Origin of the sequence: Brevibacterium sp. ZH18, assembly GCF_022748595.1 — a bacterium.
Lineage (GTDB): Bacteria > Actinomycetota > Actinomycetes > Actinomycetales > Brevibacteriaceae > Brevibacterium.
Genome location: NZ_JALDSX010000035.1, coordinates 1 through 22,957 on the forward strand (window position 1 = coordinate 1; position 22,957 = coordinate 22,957).

The 22,957-nt window shown below is 63.8% G+C and carries 16 protein-coding genes; 13 read left to right on the plus strand and 3 right to left on the minus strand.

Annotated elements, in window-relative coordinates:
* The first annotated feature begins 415 nt into the window (after positions 1-415).
* The 5 genes from rplJ (at position 416) to MPN20_RS12290 (ending at position 4,854) form a co-directional block, all read left to right on the plus strand.
* Positions 416-949: a 50S ribosomal protein L10 gene (gene rplJ / locus MPN20_RS12270; RefSeq protein ID WP_242782568.1), complete on the plus strand. Its 534-nt coding sequence runs from the start codon at positions 416-418 to the stop codon at positions 947-949.
* A 57-nt stretch (positions 950-1,006) separates the two neighbouring features.
* Positions 1,007-1,387 carry a 50S ribosomal protein L7/L12 gene (rplL, locus tag MPN20_RS12275; protein ID WP_242782570.1) on the plus strand — a complete coding sequence of 127 codons (381 nt, stop codon included), beginning with the start codon at positions 1,007-1,009 and terminating at the stop codon, positions 1,385-1,387.
* A gap of 232 nt (positions 1,388-1,619) precedes the next feature.
* A complete protein-coding gene (locus MPN20_RS12280; protein WP_242782572.1) occupies positions 1,620-2,894 on the plus strand; it encodes a hypothetical protein in 1,275 nt (424 codons plus the stop codon).
* Positions 2,891-3,694: a hypothetical protein gene (locus MPN20_RS12285; RefSeq protein ID WP_242782574.1), complete on the plus strand. Its 804-nt coding sequence runs from the start codon at positions 2,891-2,893 to the stop codon at positions 3,692-3,694. The genes MPN20_RS12280 and MPN20_RS12285 overlap by 4 nt, the downstream gene beginning before the upstream one ends.
* Positions 3,691-4,854 (plus strand): hypothetical protein, encoded by a 1,164-nt coding sequence (locus tag MPN20_RS12290; protein ID WP_242782576.1) that lies wholly within the window; start codon positions 3,691-3,693, stop codon positions 4,852-4,854. Before MPN20_RS12285 ends, MPN20_RS12290 begins: the two co-directional genes overlap by 4 nt.
* A gap of 12 nt (positions 4,855-4,866) precedes the next feature.
* On the opposite strand, the gene MPN20_RS12295 is transcribed toward MPN20_RS12290, so the two are convergent.
* Complete coding sequence (locus MPN20_RS12295) at positions 4,867-5,670, minus strand: MBL fold metallo-hydrolase (RefSeq protein ID WP_242782578.1); 804 nt, start codon at positions 5,668-5,670, stop codon at positions 4,867-4,869.
* A gap of 80 nt (positions 5,671-5,750) precedes the next feature.
* Here MPN20_RS12295 and MPN20_RS12300 point away from each other — a divergent pair, with 80 nt between their 5' ends.
* The 3 genes from MPN20_RS12300 to MPN20_RS12310 all read left to right on the plus strand — a co-directional run bounded on the left by MPN20_RS12300 (position 5,751) and on the right by MPN20_RS12310 (position 14,432).
* Positions 5,751-6,818, plus strand: coding sequence for a GNAT family N-acetyltransferase (locus MPN20_RS12300; RefSeq protein ID WP_242782580.1), 1,068 nt, complete (start codon positions 5,751-5,753; stop codon positions 6,816-6,818).
* Positions 6,819-7,012: 194 nt separating this feature from the next.
* Positions 7,013-10,492 (plus strand): DNA-directed RNA polymerase subunit beta, encoded by a 3,480-nt coding sequence (gene rpoB, locus MPN20_RS12305; protein ID WP_242782582.1) that lies wholly within the window; start codon positions 7,013-7,015, stop codon positions 10,490-10,492.
* A gap of 67 nt (positions 10,493-10,559) precedes the next feature.
* A complete protein-coding gene (locus MPN20_RS12310) occupies positions 10,560-14,432 on the plus strand; it encodes a DNA-directed RNA polymerase subunit beta' (RefSeq protein WP_347566830.1) in 3,873 nt (1,290 codons plus the stop codon).
* A gap of 164 nt (positions 14,433-14,596) precedes the next feature.
* On the opposite strand, the gene MPN20_RS12315 is transcribed toward MPN20_RS12310, so the two are convergent.
* Both MPN20_RS12315 and MPN20_RS12320 read right to left on the minus strand, forming a co-directional pair.
* Positions 14,597-15,622, minus strand: a complete 1,026-nt coding sequence (locus MPN20_RS12315) for an ATP-dependent 6-phosphofructokinase (protein ID WP_242782584.1) — start codon at positions 15,620-15,622, stop codon at positions 14,597-14,599.
* Positions 15,619-16,305, minus strand: a complete 687-nt coding sequence (locus tag MPN20_RS12320) for a DUF1707 domain-containing protein (RefSeq protein WP_242782586.1) — start codon at positions 16,303-16,305, stop codon at positions 15,619-15,621. The genes MPN20_RS12315 and MPN20_RS12320 overlap by 4 nt, the downstream gene beginning before the upstream one ends.
* A 117-nt stretch (positions 16,306-16,422) precedes the next feature.
* On the opposite strand from MPN20_RS12320, the gene MPN20_RS12325 reads away from it, so the two are divergent.
* The 5 genes from MPN20_RS12325 to MPN20_RS12345 all read left to right on the plus strand — a co-directional run bounded on the left by MPN20_RS12325 (position 16,423) and on the right by MPN20_RS12345 (position 22,922).
* Complete coding sequence (locus MPN20_RS12325) at positions 16,423-17,823, plus strand: glycosyltransferase (protein ID WP_242782588.1); 1,401 nt, start codon at positions 16,423-16,425, stop codon at positions 17,821-17,823.
* A complete protein-coding gene (locus MPN20_RS12330; RefSeq protein ID WP_242782590.1) occupies positions 17,816-20,059 on the plus strand; it encodes a glycosyltransferase family 39 protein in 2,244 nt (747 codons plus the stop codon). The genes MPN20_RS12325 and MPN20_RS12330 overlap by 8 nt, the downstream gene beginning before the upstream one ends.
* Before the next feature lie 15 nt (positions 20,060-20,074).
* Positions 20,075-20,803: a response regulator transcription factor gene (locus MPN20_RS12335; RefSeq protein ID WP_242782592.1), complete on the plus strand. Its 729-nt coding sequence runs from the start codon at positions 20,075-20,077 to the stop codon at positions 20,801-20,803.
* A complete protein-coding gene (locus tag MPN20_RS17545) occupies positions 20,800-22,449 on the plus strand; it encodes a HAMP domain-containing sensor histidine kinase (RefSeq protein ID WP_242782593.1) in 1,650 nt (549 codons plus the stop codon). The genes MPN20_RS12335 and MPN20_RS17545 overlap by 4 nt, the downstream gene beginning before the upstream one ends.
* A 95-nt stretch (positions 22,450-22,544) precedes the next feature.
* Positions 22,545-22,922: a hypothetical protein gene (locus MPN20_RS12345; protein ID WP_242782595.1), complete on the plus strand. Its 378-nt coding sequence runs from the start codon at positions 22,545-22,547 to the stop codon at positions 22,920-22,922.
* Positions 22,923-22,957: the final 35 nt, after the last annotated feature.

Genomic DNA, 22,957 nt, shown 5'->3' on the forward strand with positions numbered 1-22,957 from the left:
CGCCCTTCGGGTTGCCGACGGCCATGAGACGCCGACTGCCATGAGGCGCCGAGGCAGTGGCATGACGCCGAGGTGGTGGCATGAGTGTGCGGGGGAGAGATGTGGCGGGGGAGAGGTGTCGAAGGGGAGGGGAGGGGAGTGTGTCAGGCATCTCTGCCCACGATTGGACTTGATGCGCGGAACTTCGCTAGACTTCAAATACCCAAGACCGTCGGTCTCTGTGGGAAATCCAGAATTCGCAATCGGATGCTGGTGCTCACAGACGAAGACTCCATCGGAGTGACCTGCGCAGGTGAGCACGAGATTCTTCCGATGAGTTCCTATGATCTCATCATTCGAAGCGTTTCACGCACACCTGCGTGGAGCGCTTTTTTGGTGTTGGGATGCGACCGGCGACTGTACGAAAGGAACTACCATGGCGAGGCCAGACAAGGCAGCCGCAGTAGAGGAGCTCAAACAGCAGTTTGAGAACTCCGACGCTGTGTTGCTGACCGAGTACCGCGGTCTCACCGTTGCGCAGATGAAAGATCTGCGCGTTTCACTCGGTGAGAACGTCAGCTACGCCGTGGTAAAGAATACGCTCACTGCTATTGCAGCCAAAGAAGCCGGAATCAACGACCTCGATGAGTTCCTTAAGGGACCCACCGCGATCGCATTCGTCAACGGTGAACCACCAGAGGCTGCAAAGGCATTGCGTAACTTTGCCAAGGCGAATTCTCAGCTCGTATTGAAGGGCGGCTACTGGGATGGTGCCGTCCTCAGTGCTGAGAATGTCAACAAACTCGCCGACCTTGAACCACGCGAGGTTCTGCTTGCAAAGGCAGCCGGCGCAATGAAGGCAAGCCTCCACCAGGCGGCTTACCTGTTCACTGCTCCGATGGTCAAGGCCGTGCGCACCGTCGACGCTCTCCGCGAGAAGCAGGACAACGCTCCTGCTTCAGACGCCTGAGCATCACCCCATAAACCCGGTCACTCAATGTGACCACCACAGGAAGGACTGGCCACCATGGCTAAGCTCACCCCCGAAGAGCTCATCGAAGGTTTCAAAGAGCTCACCCTGATCGAACTCTCCGACTTCGTCAAGAAGTTCGAAGAGGTCTTCGAAGTTGAAGCTGCTGCTCCTGCCGCTGCTGTTGCTGCTGCTCCTGCCGCTGCTGCAGAGGCTGCTGAAGAGCAGACCGAATTCGACGTTGTGCTCGAATCGGCCGGCGAGAAGAAGGTTCCCGTCATCAAGGAAGTTCGTGGGCTCACCTCCCTCGGACTGAAGGAAGCCAAGGACCTCGTCGACAGCGCTCCTAAGGCCGTCCTCGAAGGCGTGTCCAAGGATGCAGCCGAAAAGGCCAAGGAAACCCTCGAAGGCGCCGGCGCGACCGTCACCCTCAAGTGATTCCAGTGGCAGCAGCCTGACTGCTGCCGCAGCGAAGAACCCCACAGCATATGCCGTGGGGTTCTTCGCATCTGTTGTGCCTGCGCAAGGGACAAGTTGTGCCTGCGCTGTGGAGAAGGGCGTGTCGGAGGCGGATGCGCAGACCTCGAAGCGGCTGGAACAGGGCGAGATGTTGCTGATCGGGAACAGTCGCCGGTTATGGGAGAGTCCGCGGACGTATTAACCTTGTGAGGTGCCTGAGAAGACGGATCTCCAGAGCGAACTGCTGCGCAGCCTCCGTACCCGGATGAGGGACGGATGGGACCGCGACCCGCTCTTCATCGACCCGTCTGTCGAACCAGGCTTGACCCCGAATCAGAAGACCGGTCTCCGTCGAGCCTCGGACGAAGCGTCCACATCAGGTATTCCCCATTTCATTGCGATCGTGCCGGGCCTGTCGAATTCGGAGCCCGAGGAGGCCGGCTGGCCGCGCTTCACCGCCGATTTCGCATACTCGATGTTCGAGAGTGCCGGGGCCGAACAGATCATCGTGATCTTCTCCGAAGCAGAGTACTCGGCGTCGACCTTCGCCTACATCGTCGACGACAGCGGACCGACGATCCCGCAAGGTTCTGATCGACTGCAGCGGTCGAAGACCAAACGCTACCTCCCCGTCGAACTGGCAGTGCCCTACCATCTGAGTCTTCTCATTGCGACGGTGAAGGGAACTGACCCGCCACCGCTGCCGGACTTCGACCCACGTAACGGCAAGCCGGAAGACGAAGACTACATCGAGTCCAGCGGGCTCGACTACGAGGGTGACCCGGATGGGTTCGTCTTCAAGGCGACGGCAGCGGCGGCAATCGGGCTGACCGCATGGGTGCTCCTGCGGCGGAACAAGTACTCCTGGCGGAGCAGTCTCACCTGGAGCCCCGAGCTCGTGAAGCGACGCCGACTGCCTCAGGCTGTCGAAGCCGCCTCCCGTGCGCTTCCTGACCCAGCAGTCCCGAACGAGACGAACTGGGCACTCCACGACCGTGGGCGACGGGTCCAAGAGGCGATCTCCGCGATCGTTCAGGCTCACCCCGACTGGGCCAGTGACCGAGACTTTTCACATCGTCACGCAATCGCGGCACTGGTCGAAACGGATCGTTGGGTGCGGGCAAAGCTACGACAGACTGCGAAGTCGAAGAAGAACCAGACGCAGGACGAGAAGAGGAAGGCGAACGAGGAGCCGCGCTTCTGCTTCTTCTTCCCAATCCACACCGACGCGATCACGTCTTTCGTCTGGAAGCAGGCGAAGACCAGCCTAACGATCGACATCTGCACCGCCTGCCGTTCGGACCTCAACACCGGACACGAACCAGAGTGCCTGATGGTGCCGAAGAATCCAGAGGCGAAGAGGGCACGACCCGTACCGTACTATCTGCGCGATGACGCCTACGCAGCTTCGGGCTTCGGAAGTTTCGCGGCTCTCGAGGATTCGATCCTCGCGGCGTCGGCGAAGGCAGAGAGTGGACGACGATGAGTACCTGGACTAGAACGCTCATCGCCGTCATCATCTTCTGTGCAATCGGGGCAGGGGCGACCATGATCAGCATCGCCAGGTTCGACGACGCGAAGCAGGCTCGGATCGCAGCGGAGAACAGTGACGAGATCACAGTCGACTCGGTTTACGACGACCGCATCAAGAGCGGACTCGACCCGAACTACGATCGCACACCCTACCGAGCCTTGGCCAAGGAACTCGAGTCTGATCCCGTCCACGTCGACGACTATCTGGCCTTCGACGTCGATGACGCCGGTCTCGCCGCGATCCGCAGCGAGATCAAGGGCCTCGACTCTCCAATCTATGTGGCATTCCTCAACCACACCATGCTCGACGACACGGATGCGCGCATGGACCTCAAAGCCGCACGGATCGCCCGTGAACTCGATGTCGATTCCGCAAGCGTGCTCGTCATCAGCCCCATCAGCCAGGGTGTCGGTTCACACGGCAGCGGACGGGACCTGCGCGAAGTTCCTCAGTCGGATCCCGATGACACGCTGACCTCGACAGGCCTGAGGTGGGTTCGGATATTGAAGAATTCGGAGCCGAATGTCGACAGCCCCGATGATGACCTTGTGGCCGAGGACCGTTCGGAGGATTCACGCGAACTCTCATACTCGACGACCTCAGCCGTCTCCGCGGCCGTCTTCGGCCTCGTCGTCGGTGCAGCCATCGCTGCCATCGGTGTCGCAGTCCTCGGTTATGTCCGCCGTCAGAACGAGATCCCCGATACTTCGGCGAACCGAAAATCCGTCAATCACCGGAACCGAAGGAAATGACCGTGGACGCACATCAGATCGCCGAATCGCTCAAGGCTGATCCCTTCTATGTCGATCAGTCGGCCGCAGGCACCCTCGACACCCGACTCTTCGACAAGGCCAAGACCACAGCACAGGGGCTGGACTTCAAGGTCTATGTCATCGCCGTTGACGACAAAGCAGTCGACCTCGACCTGCTCCGGGAAGTGGCCGCCGACCACGGAGGGCAGGGAACCTTCATCATGGTCAGCAATACGAGCGATCTGTACACCGAGGTGAAGCTCGAGGACGATCATGATCTCGCGATGCAGGTCATGGATCAGAACTCCATCGCCCATTCGCAGTGGAATGTCGAAACGCCGTCGATGTCGAAGCTGAACAAGCTCCTCAACCTCTACGCCGATCCACAGACGCGCACCGAGTCGGGCGAATCGACCACCGGGCAGGAGGCGCCCGGAAGCGACTTCGCCGAGGACAGCAACTCGGGGAGCTTCTCTCCGATGTTCCTCGGGGGAGCGGTCCTCGTGCTCGCGCTCGTCATCGCCGGGCTCTACCTGGCCCGCACGATCAAGGGGAGCATGACGGAGAGGCGCAGACACCGCGAATTCCGGTTGCCCAGCAAACTGCTCGACCGGGTCGACACCCTGCAGCGGGAGTCACTGCGAGACGACATCAACGACGACACGAACCGGATCGCGGAGAAGATCGATCATCTCCAGACCCAAAATCTCGACGAAGCCCAAGCTGCCAAGGTTGCGAAGGCACTCGACGCGTACCAGATCTCCCGCCGGATCGTTGATGACAAGGACTCCGAACGCATCGATCTCGCCGGAGCTATGGTCCTGCTGCGGCAGGCGGGTCGAGAGATCGCCGAGGTGGGGGCAGGTAAGACCAAGAAGTCCGGGACGCGGGGGCGCAGCAAGCTCCCGCAGAGTCTGTGCACGATCAATCCCCTACACGGAGAGGCGCAGTCGACGACCCGCCTCGATGCGGATGGCTCCGGAGTGCGGGTTCCCGTGTGCGGCAGCTGCCAGCACGATCGGCAGGCCGGGAACCAACTGCAGTGGATCTTCGATGGGGACAAACCCTACGTCGAGGGAACGAGCATCTGGGCGACAACCCTGTTCGGAGCCATCGGCGGAGATCTTGTCGCCGCGCTCCACCGGCAGGGTCAAGCCTGACGACTCGAAGACTCAGCTGCCTGCGATCGTGATCTCGCGAGGGAGGGTCCGGTCGTAGTCACCGGGCATCGTACGGGCGGGCAGAGCCACCTCGGCGTCGGCCTGGTTCATCCGCAGTCCATCGATATCCTCAAGCTGACGTTCAACGAACTCCCGGTCTACGGGCACACCATGGCCGGGGATGAAGACCGTGGCCTCGGGAAACGCCAGTACAGTGCGCAGACTCCGCACCCACTCGCTCAGCGAGGCGTCGTTGCCCGCCTGAGGCGATGCGCCCTCCTCGACCAGGTCGCCGGTGAAGACGATGCCGAGATCGGGCAGGCGCACGACCAGATCGGCTGTGGAATGCCCGCCCAGGACATGGAATTCGACCCGACAGTCGCCCAGGTCGATCTCGCCCACCTCGCCGGGGGAGCCGTCGACGGGGGAGACCTCGACGATCAGTGCGCTCGGATCCTCAGGCAGCTCCTCGGCGAATTCAGCGTTCTCGGGTGCGTTCCGGACTCCGTCGAGGGCGATCCACGAGGTGGCCTCCTGATCGGCGGCGAACGACTGCGAGGTGTAAAAGATTTCGACCCCGGCCGCAGCGAGCGTGCCATTGCCGAAGAAATGATCCCAATGGTCATGGGTGATGACGGCTTCGACAGGGTGGGGAGAGCCGACGAGCTCGGTACTCAGAGCCTGAGCCCGATGCAGAAGATGGGAAGCGACAGTGGGACACGGTCCCGAATCGATGATGAGGCTGCGCTCGCCTCCTGTGACGATTCCGCAGTTGACTGCGGCCGGATTCTGACTGAGAACACTCACTTTCGCCATGAGAGCAGTCTAGAATGTCTGCCACAGGCTGTCAGGTTCCTGGTCCTCAGCCGTCGCAGACCTCACCGCGAAGGACGCACATGGAGATCACGCACATCCCGGCCGGGTCCCGCAGCGCTACCGACATCGATGCGTTGTTGCCCGAAGTGCTCGACTTCGACACGCTCATCAACAGGGACTCGGGTCTGGGACAGGACTTCGATCCACTGCCCGGCGAAGTGCGCGGCCGGCTTCTGAACCCGGGCGAATACACGACCACCCAGACGTGGATCGGCCGCCTCGACGGGAAGATCGTCGCCTCGGGCATCGCCTACCTGAGTTTGCAGGACAACCTCCACGTCGCCGATGTGTGGTGTGCAGTGGCTCCCGAGCACCGTCGTCGAGGCAGGGGCGCTGAGCTGCTCGAATCCATGGAAGTGAGTCTGCGCGCCGAAGGGCGCACACAGCTGACCAGCTACTGCGAGATTCCTCCCTCTGCACGTGATGCCGACCCCCGCGGTCCCAACCTCGCTGCCGAATCCGGAGCTGGCAGCCTGCCCGTTGATCTGCCGGGCGTGGCCTTTCTGATCCGGCACGGGTTCGACTTCAAACAGCTCGAACGCTGCTCGGTGGCACAGACCGCTACGGCGGCATCCCTTGCCCCCGGCGACAGCGTCGATCTCGACCCGGGATATTCGATCGAGACGTGGAACGGCCCGACGCCCGCGCACCGCCGTGAACAGATCGCCATGCTGCACCAGAGGATGTCGACTGACACTCCGGGGTCCGCGGAATTCGGTGAGGAGGAGTCGTGGGACGCTGCGCGAGTGGCGGCGCTCGACGCCCAACGGGAGGCGAAGGGGGAGCGGCTGCATACGGCTCTGGCTCTACGGGGCGAATCTGCCGCCGGCTTCACCGAAGTCGCCCACTTCGACGACAGGCCGGAGATCGGCTGGCAGGGTTCGACTCTGGTTGCGAAGGACCACCGCGGGCACGGGCTCGGGGCGGCGCTGAAGATCGCGAATCACGTGGCACTGGGGGAGAGCTCTGAAGTGGAGCGGGTCTACACGTGGAATGCGGTGGAGAATTCGTGGATGCTGGCCATCAACGACGTAGCAGGATTCGCAACCTGGGCCTGGGTGGGGCTGTGGAAGAAACGCCTTGCATGACTTGACCGATTGCTATAAGCTTGATATTTGCGTTGCTCTGCCTGTGGCGTGCCTTCATATAGCGGGGGGCACTTCAATTCCACTCAAGTGAACCACGTTGTCGCCCGGTGTCGAAATCTGACACACCAGCGCCGCGAAGTCACTGGAAGTGGGGCATCGACGTATCAATTGGTGAAGCACTCGGAAGGATCCCATTGGCCGCCGCCAACGATAACACCAGGACCGCTAACGCCCCTAAGAGAATCTCATTTGCGAAGATTCGCGAACCCCTTGAAGTTCCCGATCTGCTCGGACTGCAGACGGACAGCTTCGACTGGCTGATCGGCTCAGAAGCGTGGCAGGACCGCGTAGCCGAAGCCATCGAGATCGGAGACGACTCGGTCGCGACCACCTCGGGGCTGGAAGACATCTTCGAAGAGATCTCGCCGATCGAAGACTTCGGTGGATCCATGTCGCTGTCGTTCCGGGAACACCGGTTCGAAGCTCCCAAGTACTCGATCGATGAGTGCAAGGAACGCGACATGACCTACTCGGCGCCACTGTATGTGACCGCCGAATTCATGAACAACAACACGGGCGAGATCAAGAGCCAGACGGTCTTCATGGGCGACTTCCCGCTGATGACCGACAAGGGCACGTTCATCGTCAACGGCACCGAGCGCGTCGTCGTCTCGCAGCTCGTGCGTTCGCCCGGAGCCTACTTCGAGTCCAGCGTCGACAAGACCACGGACAAGGACATCTTCACCGCGAAGATCATCCCCTCGCGTGGTGCCTGGCTGGAGTTCGAGGTCGACAAGCGTGACCAGGTCGGCGTCCGCCTCGACCGCAAGCGCAAGCAGTCCGTGACCGTTCTGCTCAAGGCTCTCGGCTGGTCCGAAGCGAAGATCCTCGAGGAATTCGGCGAGTTCGAATCCATCCGCGAGACCATGGCCAAGGACACGGTCAGCACGCAGGACGAAGCGCTTCTCGACATCTACAAGAAGCTGCGCCCGGCAGAGCCTGCTACCGCTGAGGCGGCACGCAACCTGCTTAACAACCTGTACTTCAACCCCAAGCGCTACGACCTGGCCAAGGTCGGCCGCTACAAGGTCAACCGCAAGCTGGGCGTCGATGCACCGCTGAGCGACTCGGTCCTGTCGACCGACGACGTCGTTGCCACGATCCGCTACCTCGTCTCGCTGCATGCCGGCCTCGAGGTCAACAAGGGCGTGCGTGACGGCGAAGACATCGAGCTGCGCGTCAAGCTCGACGACATCGACCACTTCGGCAACCGCCGCATCCGCGCGGTCGGCGAGCTCATCGAGAACCAGGTCCGCACGGGCCTGTCGCGTATGGAGCGCGTCGTGCGTGAGCGCATGACGACCCAGGACGTCGAGGCGATCACTCCGCAGACCCTGATCAACATCCGCCCCGTGGTGGCTGCGATCAAGGAGTTCTTCGGCACCTCGCAGCTCTCGCAGTTCATGGATCAGAACAACCCGCTCGCGGGTCTGACCCACAAGCGCCGCCTGTCCGCACTGGGTCCCGGCGGTCTCTCGCGTGACCGCGCAGCCATGGAAGTCCGCGACGTCCACCCGTCGCACTACGGACGCATGTGCCCGATCGAGACCCCTGAAGGCCCGAACATCGGTCTGATCGGCTCGCTGGCCTCCTACGCTCGCATCAACCCGTTCGGCTTCATCGAGACGCCGTACCGCAAGGTCGTCGACGGTGTCGTCACCGATGACACCGAGTACCTCACTGCGGATGACGAACTCGAATTCAACATCGCACAGGCCAACGCGCCCCTGACCGAAGAGCAGCGCTTCGCTGAAGTCGAAGTTCTCGCTCGTCCGAAGGGCGGCGGCGGCGAAGCCGAGCTCGTCCAGTGGGACACGATTGACTTCATGGACGTCTCCGCACGTCAGATGGTGTCTGTCGCATCTGCGCTGATTCCGTTCCTCGAGCATGACGATGCCAACCGCGCCCTGATGGGTGCGAACATGCAGCGTCAGGCCGTGCCGCTGGTGATGTCAGAGTCGCCTGTCGTCGGAACCGGCATGGAGTACCGTGCCGCTGTCGACGCCGGAGACGTCATCACCGCCGACAAGGCCGGTGTCATCACCGAGGTGTCCGCCGACTACGTCACCGTGCTGGCTGACGACGGCACGATGCAGACCTACCGCGCTTCGAAGTTCAAGCGTTCGAACCACGGAACCTCGTACAACCAGCGCATCATCGTCGACGAGGGCGACCGCGTCGAGGTCGGCAGCGTGCTGGCTGACGGACCGTCCACCGAGAACGGTGAGATGGCTCTGGGCAAGAACCTGCTCGTGGCATTCATGTCATGGGAAGGCTACAACTTCGAGGATGCGATCATCCTCTCCCAGCGTCTGGTCCAGGACGACGTCCTGTCCTCGATCCACATCGAGGAGCACGAGGTCGATGCTCGCGACACCAAGCTCGGTGCCGAAGAGATCACTCGCGACATCCCGAACATCTCGCCCGATGCCCTCGCTGACCTCGACGATCGCGGAATCATCCGCATCGGCGCCGAAGTCACCGATGGCGACATCCTCGTCGGCAAGGTCACCCCGAAGGGTGAGACCGAGCTGACTCCGGAAGAGCGCCTGCTGCGCGCCATCTTCGGTGAGAAGTCCCGCGAAGTCCGCGACACCTCGCTGCGCGTTCCCCACGGTGAGATCGGAACCGTCATCGGCGTCCGCGTCTTCGACCGTGAGGACGACGACGAGCTCTCGCCGGGCGTCAACCAGATGGTCCGCGTCTACGTCGCTCAGCGTCGTAAGATCACGATCGGCGACAAGATGGCCGGCCGTCACGGCAATAAGGGTGTCATCTCGACCATCCTGCCTGTCGAGGACATGCCGTTCCTCGCCGACGGAACCCCCGTCGACGTCATCCTCAACCCGCACGGTGTTCCCCGTCGTATGAACATCGGCCAGGTCTTCGAAGTCCACCTCGGGTGGGTCTCGAAGCAGGGTTGGAAGATCGAGGGCAACCCCGAGTGGGCAGCCGAGCTGCCGGAAGCGGCCCGCGAGGCTGAAGCCGGCACGAACCTGGCGACCCCGGTCTTCGACGGTGCGCACGAGCAGGAGCTGCGCGGACTGCTGGATTCGACCACCCCGAACCGCGATGGGGATCGTCTCATCGATTCCTCGGGCAAGGCCCAGCTGTTCGACGGTCGCTCCGGTGAGCCGTTCCCGTACCCGATCGCTGTCGGTTACATGTACATGCTCAAGCTGCACCACCTCGTCGACGACAAGATCCACGCGCGTTCGACCGGACCGTACTCCATGATCACCCAGCAGCCGCTGGGCGGTAAGGCACAGTTCGGCGGTCAGCGCTTCGGTGAAATGGAAGTGTGGGCCCTCGAGGCCTACGGCGCGGCGTACACGCTGCAGGAACTGCTGACGATCAAGTCCGATGACATCCCGGGCCGTGTGAAGGTCTACGAGGCCATCGTCAAGGGTGAGAACCTGCCCGATCCGGGAATCCCCGAATCGTTCAAGGTCCTCATCAAGGAGATGCAGTCCCTGTGCCTCAACGTCGAAGTTCTGTCTTCGGACGGGGCCGAGGTCGAGATGCGCGACTCGGAGGACGAAGTCTACCGGGCCGCTGAGGAACTCGGCATCGACCTGTCGTACCGCGAAGCCCAGACCGTAGAAGAAGTCTGAGGACTTCCACTTCAACCGACACAACTTCTGATGAACGAGATGTTCATCGCCAGGAAAGAGGATTTACGTGCCTGACGTCAATTTCTTTGATGAGCTACGTATCGGTCTTGCCACCGCGGATTCCATTCGCGGCTGGTCACACGGTGAGGTGAAAAAGCCTGAGACCATCAACTACCGCACACTCAAGCCGGAGAAGGACGGACTCTTCTGTGAGAAGATCTTCGGCCCCACCCGTGACTGGGAGTGCGCATGCGGAAAGTACAAGCGTGTCCGCTTCAAGGGCATCATCTGTGAGCGCTGCGGCGTCGAGGTGACCCGTGCCAAGGTGCGCCGTGAGCGCATGGGGCACATCGAGCTGGCCGCACCGGTCACTCACATCTGGTACTTCAAGGGCGTTCCCTCGCGCTTGGGCTACCTGCTGGATCTGGCTCCGAAGGACCTCGAGAAGGTCATCTACTTCGCCGCCTACATGATCACCTCGGTGGACGAGGACTCCCGTCACCGCGATCTGCCCAGCCTGCAGAACAAGATCGACATCGAGAAGGAACAGATCGGCACCCGCCGTGACGCCGACATCGACCGTCGCTCCAAGAAGCTCGAAGAGGATCTCGCTGCTCTCGAGGCTGACGGCGGAACCGCCGCAGCCAAGAAGAAGCTGCGCGACGTCGCCGAGAAGGAAATGGAGAAGCTGCGCAAGAACGCCGACCGCGAGGTCGACCGTCTCGAGCAGGTGTGGGACCGGTTCAAGAGCCTCAAGGTCAACGACCTCGAAGGTGACGAGAGCCTGTACCGCGAGATGTTCCACCGCTTCGGTCTCTACTTCACCGGAGCTATGGGCGCCGAGGCGATCCAGAAGCGTCTGCTCGACTTCGACCTCGAGGCCGAGTCGGACAAGCTGCGTGAACTGATCCAGACCGGTAAGGGCCAGCGCAAGACCCGCGCCCTGAAGCGTCTGAAGGTCGTCAACGCGTTCCTGACCACCGACAACAACCCTGAGGGCATGGTCCTCGACGTTGTACCGGTGATCCCGCCGGAACTGCGCCCGATGGTGCAGCTTGACGGTGGCCGCTTCGCGACCTCCGATCTCAACGACCTCTACCGTCGTGTGATCAACCGCAACAACCGCCTCAAGCGACTGTTGGACCTCGGCGCTCCCGAGATCATTGTCAACAACGAGAAGCGGATGCTCCAGGAGGCCGTCGATTCACTGTTCGACAACGGCCGCCGTGGACGTCCGGTGACCGGACCGGGCAACCGCCCGCTCAAGTCGCTCTCCGACATGCTCAAGGGCAAGCAGGGTCGTTTCCGTCAGAACCTCCTGGGCAAGCGCGTGGACTACTCGGGCCGTTCGGTCATCGTGGTCGGTCCTCAGCTGCACCTGCACCAGTGTGGTCTTCCGAAGACCATGGCTCTGGAATTGTTCAAGCCCTTCGTGATGAAGCGCTTGGTCGATCTCAACCATGCTCAGAACATCAAGTCGGCCAAGCGTATGGTCGAACGTCAGCACCCACAGGTGTGGGACGTGCTCGAAGAGGTCATCACCGAACACCCGGTGCTGCTCAACCGTGCACCGACCCTGCACCGTCTGGGTATCCAGGCGTTCGAACCTCAGCTCATCGAGGGTAAGGCCATCCAGCTGCACCCGCTCGTCTGCTCGGCGTTCAACGCCGACTTCGACGGTGACCAGATGGCTGTCCACCTGCCGCTGAGCCCCGAGGCGCAGGCTGAGGCCCGCATCCTCATGCTCTCGGCTAACAACATCCTCAAGCCTTCGGACGGCAAGCCCGTGACCATGCCCTCGCAGGATATGATCATCGGCCTCTACCACCTGACCTCCGAGCGTAAGGGTCTAGCCGGTGAGGGACGCTCCTTCTCCGGTCTGGGCGAAGCCATCATGGCCTTCGACCGCGGCGAACTGGACCTCGGTTCGGTCGTCACGATCCGTCTGGAAAATGTTGTTCCGGGCCCCGACATGGAGGTTCCCGAAGGTTGGGAAGCCGGCGATCCGCTCGACGTGCAGACCACCTTGGGCCGTGCGGAGTTCAATGACTACCTGCCTGCCGACTACACGTTCGTGAACTCCGCGATCGACAAGAAGGCACTCAGCCGCATCGTGAACTACCTCGCCGAGGAATACCCCAAGGTCGAGGTTGCGCACACATTGGACAACTTCAAGGCCGGTGGCTTCCACTGGGCGACTCGCTCGGGTATCACTATTGCGATGTCCGATGTGGTCTCGCCTGAGGCCAAGACCGAGATCATCGACCATGCTGAGGCGCTGGACACGAAGGTGCAGCAGCAGTACGAACTCGGTGCACTCACCGATGACGAGCGTCGCAATGAGCTCGTCAAACTGTGGACCGAAACCACGGAGAAGGTCGACCAGGTCATGCGGACGAACTTCCCCGAGGAGAACTCGGTGCTGCGTCTGGTGGAATCCGGTGCATCGGGTAACTGGATGCAGGTCCGTCAGCTGGCCGGTATGCGCGGTCTGGTGACGAACCCGAAGGGTGAGATCATCCCTCGTCCGATCACCTCGAACTACCGCGAGGGCCTGTCGGTCCTCGAGTACTTCATCGCTTCGCACGGTGCTCGTAAGGGACTGGCCGATACCGCTCTGCGTACTGCAGACTCCGGCTACCTGACCCGTCGACTCGTCGACGTGTCGCAGGACGTCATCGTTCGCACCTCGGACGCCGACACGAACAAGGGCATCACACTGCCCGCGGCCGAGCGCGATCATGAGGGCAACCTGGTGCCGCACGAGTTCGCTGAGACGAGCCTCTACGGTCGACTCACCGTCTCCGACGTCTCCGACGCCGATGGCAATGTCATCGTGCCGGCGAAGACCGACGTCACCGCAGAGACGATCGATACTCTGGTCGCTGCAGGCATCGAGGAGCTCAAGGTGCACTCTGTGCTCACCGCTGACTCCGACACGCAGATCTCTGCCATGCACTACGGTCGTTCGATGGCCACCGGCAAGCTGGTTGACATCGGCGAGGCCATCGGCACCGTCGCTGCTCAGTCGATCGGTGAGCCGGGAACCCAGCTCACGATGCGTACCTTCCACACCGGTGGTGCGGCGGCGTCCACGGGTGACATCACCCAGGGTCTGCCGCGTGTGACCGAGCTCTTCGAAGCTCGCACACCAAAGGGCTTCGCTCCCATCGCCGAGGCGACCGGACGGATCAAGGTCGACGACAGCCGCAAGACCCGCTTCGTCATCATCACTCCCGATGACGGCAGCGAAGAGATCGAGCACGCAGTCTCCAAGCGTGCCCGTCTCCTCGTCGAGGACGGACAGAACGTCAAGGCCGGCGAACAGCTGGTCATCGGTGCTGTCGATCCGAAGCAGGTGCTGCGCATCCGCGGTCGTCGTGAGGCTGAGCGCTTCCTCGTCGAGCAGGTGCAGAAGGTGTACCGCTCGCAGGGCGTGGGCATCCACGACAAGCACATCGAGGTCATCGTGCGGCAGATGCTGCGTCGCGTGACCGTGATCGAGTCGGGCGACACGACACTGCTGCCCGGCGAGCTGGTCGACCGTGGTCGCTACCAGGCCGAGAACCGCCGTGTGGTTGCCGAAGGCGGCCAGCCGGCATCGGCTCGTGACGAGCTCATGGGTATCACAAAGGCCTCCTTGGCCACCGAGTCGTGGCTGTCCGCCGCGTCCTTCCAGGAGACGACACGCGTCCTCACCGAGGCTGCGATGGAAGGCAAGTCGGACACGCTGCTCGGACTCAAGGAGAACGTCATCCTCGGTAAGCTCATCCCTGCGGGCACTGGCCTGCAGAAGCACCGCAACCTTGTGGTGGAGCCGACCGAAGAGGCCAAGGCCGAGATGTTCACGAACAGCTACGGAGACTTCTACGCGGGCATCGGATCCGATTCCGGTTCTGCCATCCCGCTGGAGGACTACGACTACGGCGCTTTCAGCTGAGGCTGAACGCTGATCATCTGAGTCCAGCCCACGGCTGACACTCGGAAGACGAGGGGCACTCACCATCTGGTGGGTGCCCCTCGGTGCATTCACCTGGAGACGGCTGCGAGGCGAGCCTCAAGCCGAAAAGTGCCTGAACCTCAAGCCGATGACGACCTGGGCCTCTAGCCGAAGAGGACCTGAGCCTCTTCCCAGCGGGCCAGCGGAACAGACTTGAGACTGTCCACGGCCGAGGCCATGTCGACGGACACGATGTCTGTGCCCTTGAGGCTGGCCATCTTCCCCCACTGGCCGTTGTGGGCGAGATCGGCGGCTGCCATTCCCAGCCGCGTCGACAGGACACGGTCGTACGCGGTGGGGGAGCCGCCTCGTTGCAGGTGTCCGAGGGTCGTGGCCCGGGATTCGATTCCGGTGATCTCTTCGATCTTCGGGGCCAGGTAGTCGGCGATGCCGCCGAGGCGGGTCCGGCCCTTGTTGTCGACACCGCGGTTCGCGACCTGTTCGTCGAGACCTTCGGGAATGAAGCCCTCTGCCACGACGACGATCGGGGCGCGACCGCGGTCTCTGGCCGAGGTCACCCAAGCTTCGATCTGGTCGAACGAGACGGGGAACTCGGGCATGAGGATCGCGTGTGCCCCGCCGGCCATGCCGGCGTGCAGCGCGATCCAGCCGACGTTGCGGCCCATGACTTCGATGACCATGCAGCGGTGATGGGATTCGGCGGTGGTGCGGAGGCGGTCGATGGCCTCCGTGGCAATGGCCTGAGCGGTGTCGAAGCCGAACGTGTAGTCCGTGGACCCCAGATCGTTGTCGATGGTCTTGGGTACGCCAACGATGTGGAGACCCTCCTCGTCCACGAGGCGGGAAGCGCCGGCGAGCGTACCTTCCCCACCGATCGCGACGATCGCATCGATGTCGTGTGCGGCCAGGACCTCGCGCATCCGCTCCGGGCCCCCGAGCTCGTAGGGGTGGGTGCGGGATGTGCCGAGGATCGTACCGCCGCGTCCGGACAGGCCCCTGACATCGAGCATCGACATGTCGAACATGTCATCCTCGAGCAGTCCGCGCCAGCCGTCGCGGATGCCGACGAACGAGTCGCCGTGCGTGCGGATGCCCTTGCGGACGATGCCGCGGATGACCGGGTTGAGTCCGGGGCAGTCGCCGCCGGAGGTGAGCACACCGATTCTCATTCCAATTGCCCCTGATCTTTCGTACGGTAGCCCTTGGCCAGACGGACGTTGTGGCCGGCCATGAGCGAGACGCCTTTGAGGACGAGCGTCCCGTTCGAACCGTCACCCTTGGCCGAGGCATGGATCTCATTGCCGGCCATAATGTTGACGGTGTCGTCGCGGATACGCACGCCCGGTGGGACGAAGACGTCGTGGCCGGCCCACAGGGCATAGTTCGTCAGCGCGACGTTCACGCCCGGACCCATGACGTCGCAGAGGTCGATGGTGTCGCCGGCCATGAGGGCATACGTGGTCACGGCGGCGGTGCCCGGCACGACGTCGATCTCACGGCTGGACATGATCGCCACGGCATTCATCGGCTTCGACGAACCCGGCTCGGCTGCAGGTGCCAGAAGAGCGGGACCAGAGCTGGCTGTGATGGCGGTGCCCGGTGTCGCACCGCCGCTGGTCTGGCGATGCAGAGTTCGGTAGAGGTCGTGACCTTCGGGGAGGTCGACGATGAGCGACATGAGCTCGTCGAGGAACTTCGCCCGAATCGCCTGATCCTGACGGTCCGCAGTCTCCTCAGGGTCGAGGCGCCCGCTCGTGACCGCATCGGTGATCACTCCAAGGACAGCGTCCCTGTCCTTGTCAGAGGCTCGGATTCGTGGTGCAGACGGCGGTGGGGGATCGTCATGAGGCATGGCCCCAGTGTAGCGGGGACCACACTTGGGCGATGGGCGATCGTCATGCGGACTCCCACAGCCTGGCCACAGCTTCGACCCAAGTGCGGCCTAAGCTGCCCCGGAAGTGTGAGGGCTATGAGACACGAGAGCATCCCATGGACCCAGACCCAGACCCAGACCCGAACCCAGACCCAGACCCAGACCCGAACCCAGACCCAGCCCCAGACGCAGACCGTGCTTGACGTCGCTCGCGCTCCCACGACCGTGGACCTCGTCGTTCCCGTGTACAACGAGGAAGACGCTCTGCAGGCATCCGTCGAGACCCTGCTGGCCGCCTGTGCCGACGGAGCCAACGAGGTGGCGATCGTCATCGCGGACAATGCGAGCACCGATTCCACCCCCACCATCGCCGAGGCGCTGGCCCGGACCCATCCGCAGGTGCACTACGTGCGCCTGGAGGAGAAAGGTCGGGGCCGAGCATTGTCGCGGGTGTGGTCGGCATCGAATGCCGACATCGTGGCGTACACGGATGTGGATCTGGCCACCGACATCCGTGCCCTGGACCCGATGGTTGAGGTCATCCGCTCGGGAATCGCGGACGTCGCCATTGCGAGTCGGCTGCTTCCCGGGCTCGACATCAGCAGAGGAGTGAAGCGGGAGATCATCTCCCGGTGCTACAACCGGCTGCTGAGCGCGAGCCTGGGTGTCAGCTTCAGCGACGCACAGTGCGGGTTCAAGGCGATGTCTGCCGAGGCGGCGAAGGTCCTCCTCTCAGTGGTCGAGGACACCGAGTGGTTCTTCGACACGGAGCTGCTGACCCGCGCCGAGTGGGCCGGTCTGCGCATCCATGAGTTCGGCACCGACTGGGTCGACGATCCGGATTCGTCCGTCGACGTCGTCGCCACGGCATGGGCCGATGTGAAGGGGATCTGGCGTCTGCGCACGTCCGATCGCACGTCGAGCCGCGCCCCCATCCACAGCTCGAACGCAGCGAACCCTGCGGTTGGGCGACCGTTCGTCGTGAACGACGTTCCGGCACCGAACACCGGGGCGCAGATCCTGCACTTCATCGACGTCGGGATCATCAGCACGCTGCTCTATGCCGTCCTCTTCCTCTTCGGAGTCCAGGTGGTCTCGCCGACGGTGGCCAACCTCGGCGCTCTGCTCATCTCCACAGTCATCAACACTGCTCTCAACCGGCGGCATACGTTCGGGATCCGCTCTCCGCACCACGGGTTCGCAGCCCAGGTCAAGGGGATGGCGGCGTTCGCGCTGTGTCTGGCGTTCACCTCGGCGGGCCTGGCGCTCAGCGCCGCATTCAGCGGCACCTGGGCCACGATCGGCACCCTGGCCGTGCTGACCGCGGCGAATCTTGCGGCGACGATCGTGCGCTTCGTTCTTCTTCGGACATGGGTCTTCGCAGTCGGCACCGTACGGCGATTCGACTCGAGTGCCCCACACAGCACCCCGCGTGCCGACGCCGACGCCGCTGCGAACACCGCTCCCACCGAATCGAAGAGGTCGCATCATGTCTGAGCGCATCCGCACCAGACGACTCTGGTACCCCACGGCGCTGAGCCTGCTGACCCTGGGGACGATCGCGGCTTACCTGGTCAACCTCAGCGCAAACGGCTGGGCCAACTCCTTCTACGCCGCTGCAGTCCAGGCCGGATCGCAGAACTGGGAGGCATTCCTCTTCGGGTCCCTCGACTCAGCGAATGCGATCACCGTCGACAAACCTCCGGCGGCCCTGTGGCTGATGGCCCTGAGCGCCCGAGCATTCGGCTTCTCCTCGTTCTCGATGCTGCTGCCTCAGGTGCTGCTGGCAGGAGTCAGCGTGCTGATGCTGGCCCATTCGACGAGGCTGGGCCTGCGCGGACACGTCAGCCTACTCGTAGAGCGACTTGCCGCACTGGGAGCCGGTCTGCTCTTCGCACTCTCGCCGATCGTGGCGCTGATGTTCCGCTTCAATAACCCCGATGCCCTGCTCGTCACGCTGTGCGTCGGCGCCGTGGTGGCGACGCAGCACGCTCTGCGTGCGGTCGGGACCGTTCAGGCAGTGCGCCACACCACCAGGACTGTCGTGCTGTGGCTGGTCCTCGCCGGCGTCTGCCTGGGAATGGGATTCCTGACCAAGCAGTTCCAAGTTCTGCTCATCGTGCCCGGAATGGCTGCGGCGTGGATGCTCTTCGCTCGCACCTCGTGGCTGCGCCGGACGTTGCTGCTGATCGTGCCGATCATCGCCATGGTCATCACTGCCGGGTGGTGGATCGCGCTCGTCGAACTCACTCCCGCAGCGAACCGACCCTATGTCGGAGGGTCCCAATCGAACTCGTTCCTCGAGCTGACCTTCGGCTACAACGGCTTCGGGCGGCTGACCGGCAACGAGTCCGGATCCGTCGGCGGCGGAGGCGGCGGAATGGGCGGTGGCGGCTGGGGCGAGACCGGAATCGCCCGGCTGCTGACTGGCAGCTTCGGCTCCCAGATCGCGTGGTTCCTGCCCACTGCGCTGTTCCTGCTCGTCATCCTCGTGATCCTCCTCATCCGCGCCGAGGTGGCCCGCCGTCGCCGTGTGCGAGCTGTTCCAGAGACGGCTGGGTCAGACCAGATCGGGTCAGACCAGATCGGGTCGGACCGGATCGGTTCGGACCGGGGTGATACGGACCCCGTGACGTCCGGGCCGGTGAGCGTGACGTCGGGCAACCTCGGCGCCGCCGTCATGCTGTGGGGCGCGTGGCTCGTCGTGGTGTGGCTCGTGCTCAGCTCTATGAACGGCATCGTCCACGAGTACTACACGGTGGCCCTGGTGCCAGCCATCGCGGTCGTCGTGGCTCTGGGAGTCGCACTCCTGGTGAACCGGTCCACCTTCGCCAGCAGGCTGCTGCTGGCCCTCGTGTGGTCCCTGACCGGAGCGTGGCAGTTCATTCTCGCCGCCTCGATGAGCGGAGTCCCCGGCAGTCTGCGGTGGGCGGTGCTCATCGTGTCGATCCTCGGCGGACTGTGCCTCATCGTCCTCGGTTTACGGCGGCGCATGCGCGCCTGGCCCGACACCGAGGACGAGCCGGGCAGCGTCGCGGCGTCGGTTCGGAGCAGACGCTCGCGGAGGTGGACGACCGTCCTGCTAGGCGCAGCAATTGTGTCGAGCCTGGTGATTCCGACTCAGCTGGAGGCCCGCACGATCGGCGCAAGCGCCCAAGGCTCGATCGTCACGATCGCCGGCACGAGCTCGGGCATGGGAGGCCCTGGCGGTGGAGGCGGACCCGGCGGACCCGGCGGTGCCGGCGGCATTGAGGGCGGCACTGGGGGAGGCCCGGGCGCGGAGGGATCACCTGGCGGTGGGGGAGTCCCCGGGGCAGGCAGTGTTCCCGGATCTGAGGAAGCGCCCGGGGCGGGCGGCGGCATGGGCGGGCTGCTCACAGGGTCGACACCCTCGGCCGAGCTTACGAAGCTGCTGGGCGAGGACGCAGACCAGTACACCTGGGTTGCTGCCACGACGAGTGCCAACCAGGCGGCGGGCTACCAGCTCGCCCTCGACGAGCCGGTCATGGCCATCGGCGGATTCAACGGCACGGACCCGTCCCCGACACTCGCGGAGTTCAAACAGCTCGTCGCAGAGGGACAGATCCACTGGTACATCGGGACCGCGTCGAACAGTCCCGGCGGGGGCGGGGACTCGGGGTCCACCTCGGCGGAGATCTCGGACTGGGTCGAGGCGAACTTCACGTCCACGACCGTCGATTCGCGCACGCTCTACGATTTCAGTGCCGGATGAGGAGATAATCGAATCATGAACCCGATACAGAAGGGCGCCGAGGCGGTGGCGTCGCGCGTGCTCATCGTCGACGACGAAGCCAACCTGGCCGAACTCCTCGTCATGGCCTGCCATGTCAAGGGCTGGCAGGCCGAGAGCGTGGGCACCGGACGCGACGCGGTAGCCCGGGCCAGGAGCGAGCATTTCGACGCCATCGTCCTCGACGTCATGCTGCCCGACCTCGACGGATTCGCCGTCATCGAGAAGATCCGCGGCGAGGGAATCGAGACCCCGGTGGTCTTCCTCTCCGCCCGCGATGAGGTCGATGACCGGCTCACCGGGCTGCGCCTCGGCGGGGACGACTACGTGACGAAGCCGTTCAATCTCGACGAGGTGATCGCCCGGATCGAGGCCCGACTGCGGCGCAGCGCCCCTGCAGCACCCAGCGCCGAGGACGACATCCTGCGCGTCGGGGACCTCGAGCTCGACGAGCGTTCGCACGAGGTGGCCCGTGCCGGGCAGGCGATTGAACTCACCGCCCGCGAATTCGAGGTGCTGCGGCTGTTCATGCGCAATCCGCGGGTCGTGCTCTCGAAGGCGCAGATCCTCGATCGGGTGTGGGACTACGACTTCGGGGGCAACGGCAACATCGTCGAGCTCTACCTCTCTTACCTGCGGAAGAAGATCGACGCACCGTTTCCGGACCAGCCGAATCTCTTCCACACCAAGCGCGGCGCCGGCTACATGCTCAGGGATGCTTCGTGAGCACCATTCCACCGAGCCGGCCAGCCAGCCCGAGCCGGCCAGCCAGCCCGAGCCGGCCAGCCAGCCCGAGCCGGCGGTGGCGGCTGCAGACGCGACTGATCGTCCTCGCAAGCCTCGTCCTCATCCTCGTGGGAGCCGGAATCGGAGCCGCGTCGTGGTGGAGTGTGCGCACCTCGCTGATGTCCGACCTCGACACGCAGCTGTCGGGGATGACCCAGCATGCCCGAAGCGATCCGGGACCGGGAATCAGTCCCGGAGACGGACCGGGCGGGGGCGGTAGTTCGAGCAGCGGATCGTCAGCGGTCGATCAGGCGCTGCGTTACCTGTTCCAGCCGGGTGTCGGTGATGGTGCGCTCGTCGTCGTCGGCACGGATGATGCGGCAGAGGGCCTGATCGCCGAGGCGGGACGTGCGCGTCCGCAGGCACTGTCCGACAGGGCGGTGGAGGCACTGCTCGGCGTTGAGACTGTGTCCGCAGGTCCGGGTGCCGACGGCGCCGATGGCACAGGGGCGCAGAGCAGCTCGTCGGCTGGTCATCAGTCCATCGACATCCCCGGCTTCGGCCGGTACCGGGTCGTCGCATTCGACGATGCGGGCACGACGACGGTCTACGGAGTGCCGCAGAAGAACGTCGACTCGGCTCTCGAGCGCACGGCCTTCACCACGGTGCTCGTCGTGCTCATCGGGGTGATTGCGACTGCGCTGCTCATGGCCGTCATCATCCACCGACAACTGCGCGACCTGCGCGACGTCGCGCGCACCGCCCGTGAGGTGACCGATCTCGAACTGGGAGCGGGCAAACCCGAGCTGGCGCTGCGCGTGCCCTCCGAGCTCGCAGTTCCCGGCACCGAGGTCGGCGATGTCGGTGCGTCGGTGAACCGGATGCTCGACCACGTGGGTTCAGCTCTTGACGAGCGGTATCGGGGTACAGAGCAGATGCGCCGATTCGTCGCGGACGCCTCCCACGAACTGCGGACGCCGATCGCCACGATCCGCGGGTGGGCGGACCTCACCCGCCCTTACCGGGACGAATTGCCCGCCGAGGTGACGGCTTCCTTGGCGAAGATCGACTCCGGGGCGCTGCGGATGTCGTCGCTCGTCGACGATCTGCTTCTCCTGGCGCGACTGGAGGCGGGCAGGCAGCCGACGAAGGAGGATACTGTCGACGTTTCGGCGCTCCTCCTCGAGCTCGTCGAGGACGCACACGTGCTCAGTCCGGCGCATTCGATCGTCCTCGACCTGCCGCCCGAGGCTCTGGAGGTCCGCGGTGAGACCGATCAGGTGCGACAGGTCGTGTCGATCGTGCTGACCAACGCCTGCGTGCACACGCCCGCGGGAACCCGTGTCCATGTCGAAGCCGAGCCTGCGGCCGGTGCTGGTGTTGGTGCTGGTTCCAGGGCGGACCCTTTCGTGACCGTTCGGATCAGCGACGATGGACCGGGCATCCCGGAGGGCATCCGTGACAGCGTCTTCGACCGCTTCGTCCGCGGAGACGCTTCGAGGACCAGAGCCGGAGGCGTCCGGGGCGGATCTTCGGGACTGGGTCTGGCGATTGCGGCCGGCCTCGTGGATCTTATGCAAGGTTCGGTGACGATGGAGACCTCGGATTCGGGCACTGTATTCACGCTGCGGCTGCGGGCCGCCTGAGCACTCCCGCATCACACAGCCTGGACACAGCGTCGACATAAATGCGCAACAGCACGGTTCGCGACAGTGGGATCACTGACTACGAAGGAGATCCCATGACAGAGAATCAGAATCCCGGCCCGGAGCAGGACACATCCTCGGGTTCCGCCGCCTACGCGGGGGCGCGACCCACAGCGAAGAAGCGAAGAATTCCGCTCATGCCCGCTGTGTTCGCGGGAGCCGCCCTGTTCGTTGTGGGCGGACTGGCCGGGGGAGCGGTCGGGGCCTCGACGGTGATCATGTCGAACCAGTCCGACTCTAGCCAGGGCTCCGGCCCCAGAGGTGCAGGCGGGCCGGGAGGTGCAGGCGGGCCAGGTGGTCAGCCGGGCGGACAACAGGGCGGGCAGCAGGGAGGACAGCAGGGCGGCCCCCAGGGCGGAGGGAGCGGCTTTGGCGGGAATGGCACCAGCGGAGCCACTGGTTCGGGCGGATAGATCTCGAGCGTGCAGAGTTCGTACGTGCAGAGTTC

Excerpts from the sequence above, each read along its gene's own strand:
- rplJ (WP_242782568.1), top strand. The coding sequence starts at position 416 with ATGGCGAGGCCAGACAAGGCAGCCGCAGTAGAGGAGCTCAAACAGCAG.
- rplL (WP_242782570.1), top strand. The coding sequence starts at position 1,007 with ATGGCTAAGCTCACCCCCGAAGAGCTCATCGAAGGTTTCAAAGAGCTC.
- MPN20_RS12285 (WP_242782574.1), top strand. The coding sequence starts at position 2,891 with ATGAGTACCTGGACTAGAACGCTCATCGCCGTCATCATCTTCTGTGCA.
- MPN20_RS12290 (WP_242782576.1), top strand. The coding sequence starts at position 3,691 with ATGACCGTGGACGCACATCAGATCGCCGAATCGCTCAAGGCTGATCCC.
- MPN20_RS12295 (WP_242782578.1), bottom strand. The coding sequence starts at position 5,670 with ATGGCGAAAGTGAGTGTTCTCAGTCAGAATCCGGCCGCAGTCAACTGC.
- MPN20_RS12300 (WP_242782580.1), top strand. The coding sequence starts at position 5,751 with ATGGAGATCACGCACATCCCGGCCGGGTCCCGCAGCGCTACCGACATC.
- MPN20_RS12315 (WP_242782584.1), bottom strand. The coding sequence starts at position 15,622 with ATGAGAATCGGTGTGCTCACCTCCGGCGGCGACTGCCCCGGACTCAAC.
- MPN20_RS12320 (WP_242782586.1), bottom strand. The coding sequence starts at position 16,305 with ATGCCTCATGACGATCCCCCACCGCCGTCTGCACCACGAATCCGAGCC.
- MPN20_RS12325 (WP_242782588.1), top strand. The coding sequence starts at position 16,423 with ATGAGACACGAGAGCATCCCATGGACCCAGACCCAGACCCAGACCCGA.
- MPN20_RS12330 (WP_242782590.1), top strand. The coding sequence starts at position 17,816 with ATGTCTGAGCGCATCCGCACCAGACGACTCTGGTACCCCACGGCGCTG.
- MPN20_RS12335 (WP_242782592.1), top strand. The coding sequence starts at position 20,075 with ATGAACCCGATACAGAAGGGCGCCGAGGCGGTGGCGTCGCGCGTGCTC.
- MPN20_RS12345 (WP_242782595.1), top strand. The coding sequence starts at position 22,545 with ATGACAGAGAATCAGAATCCCGGCCCGGAGCAGGACACATCCTCGGGT.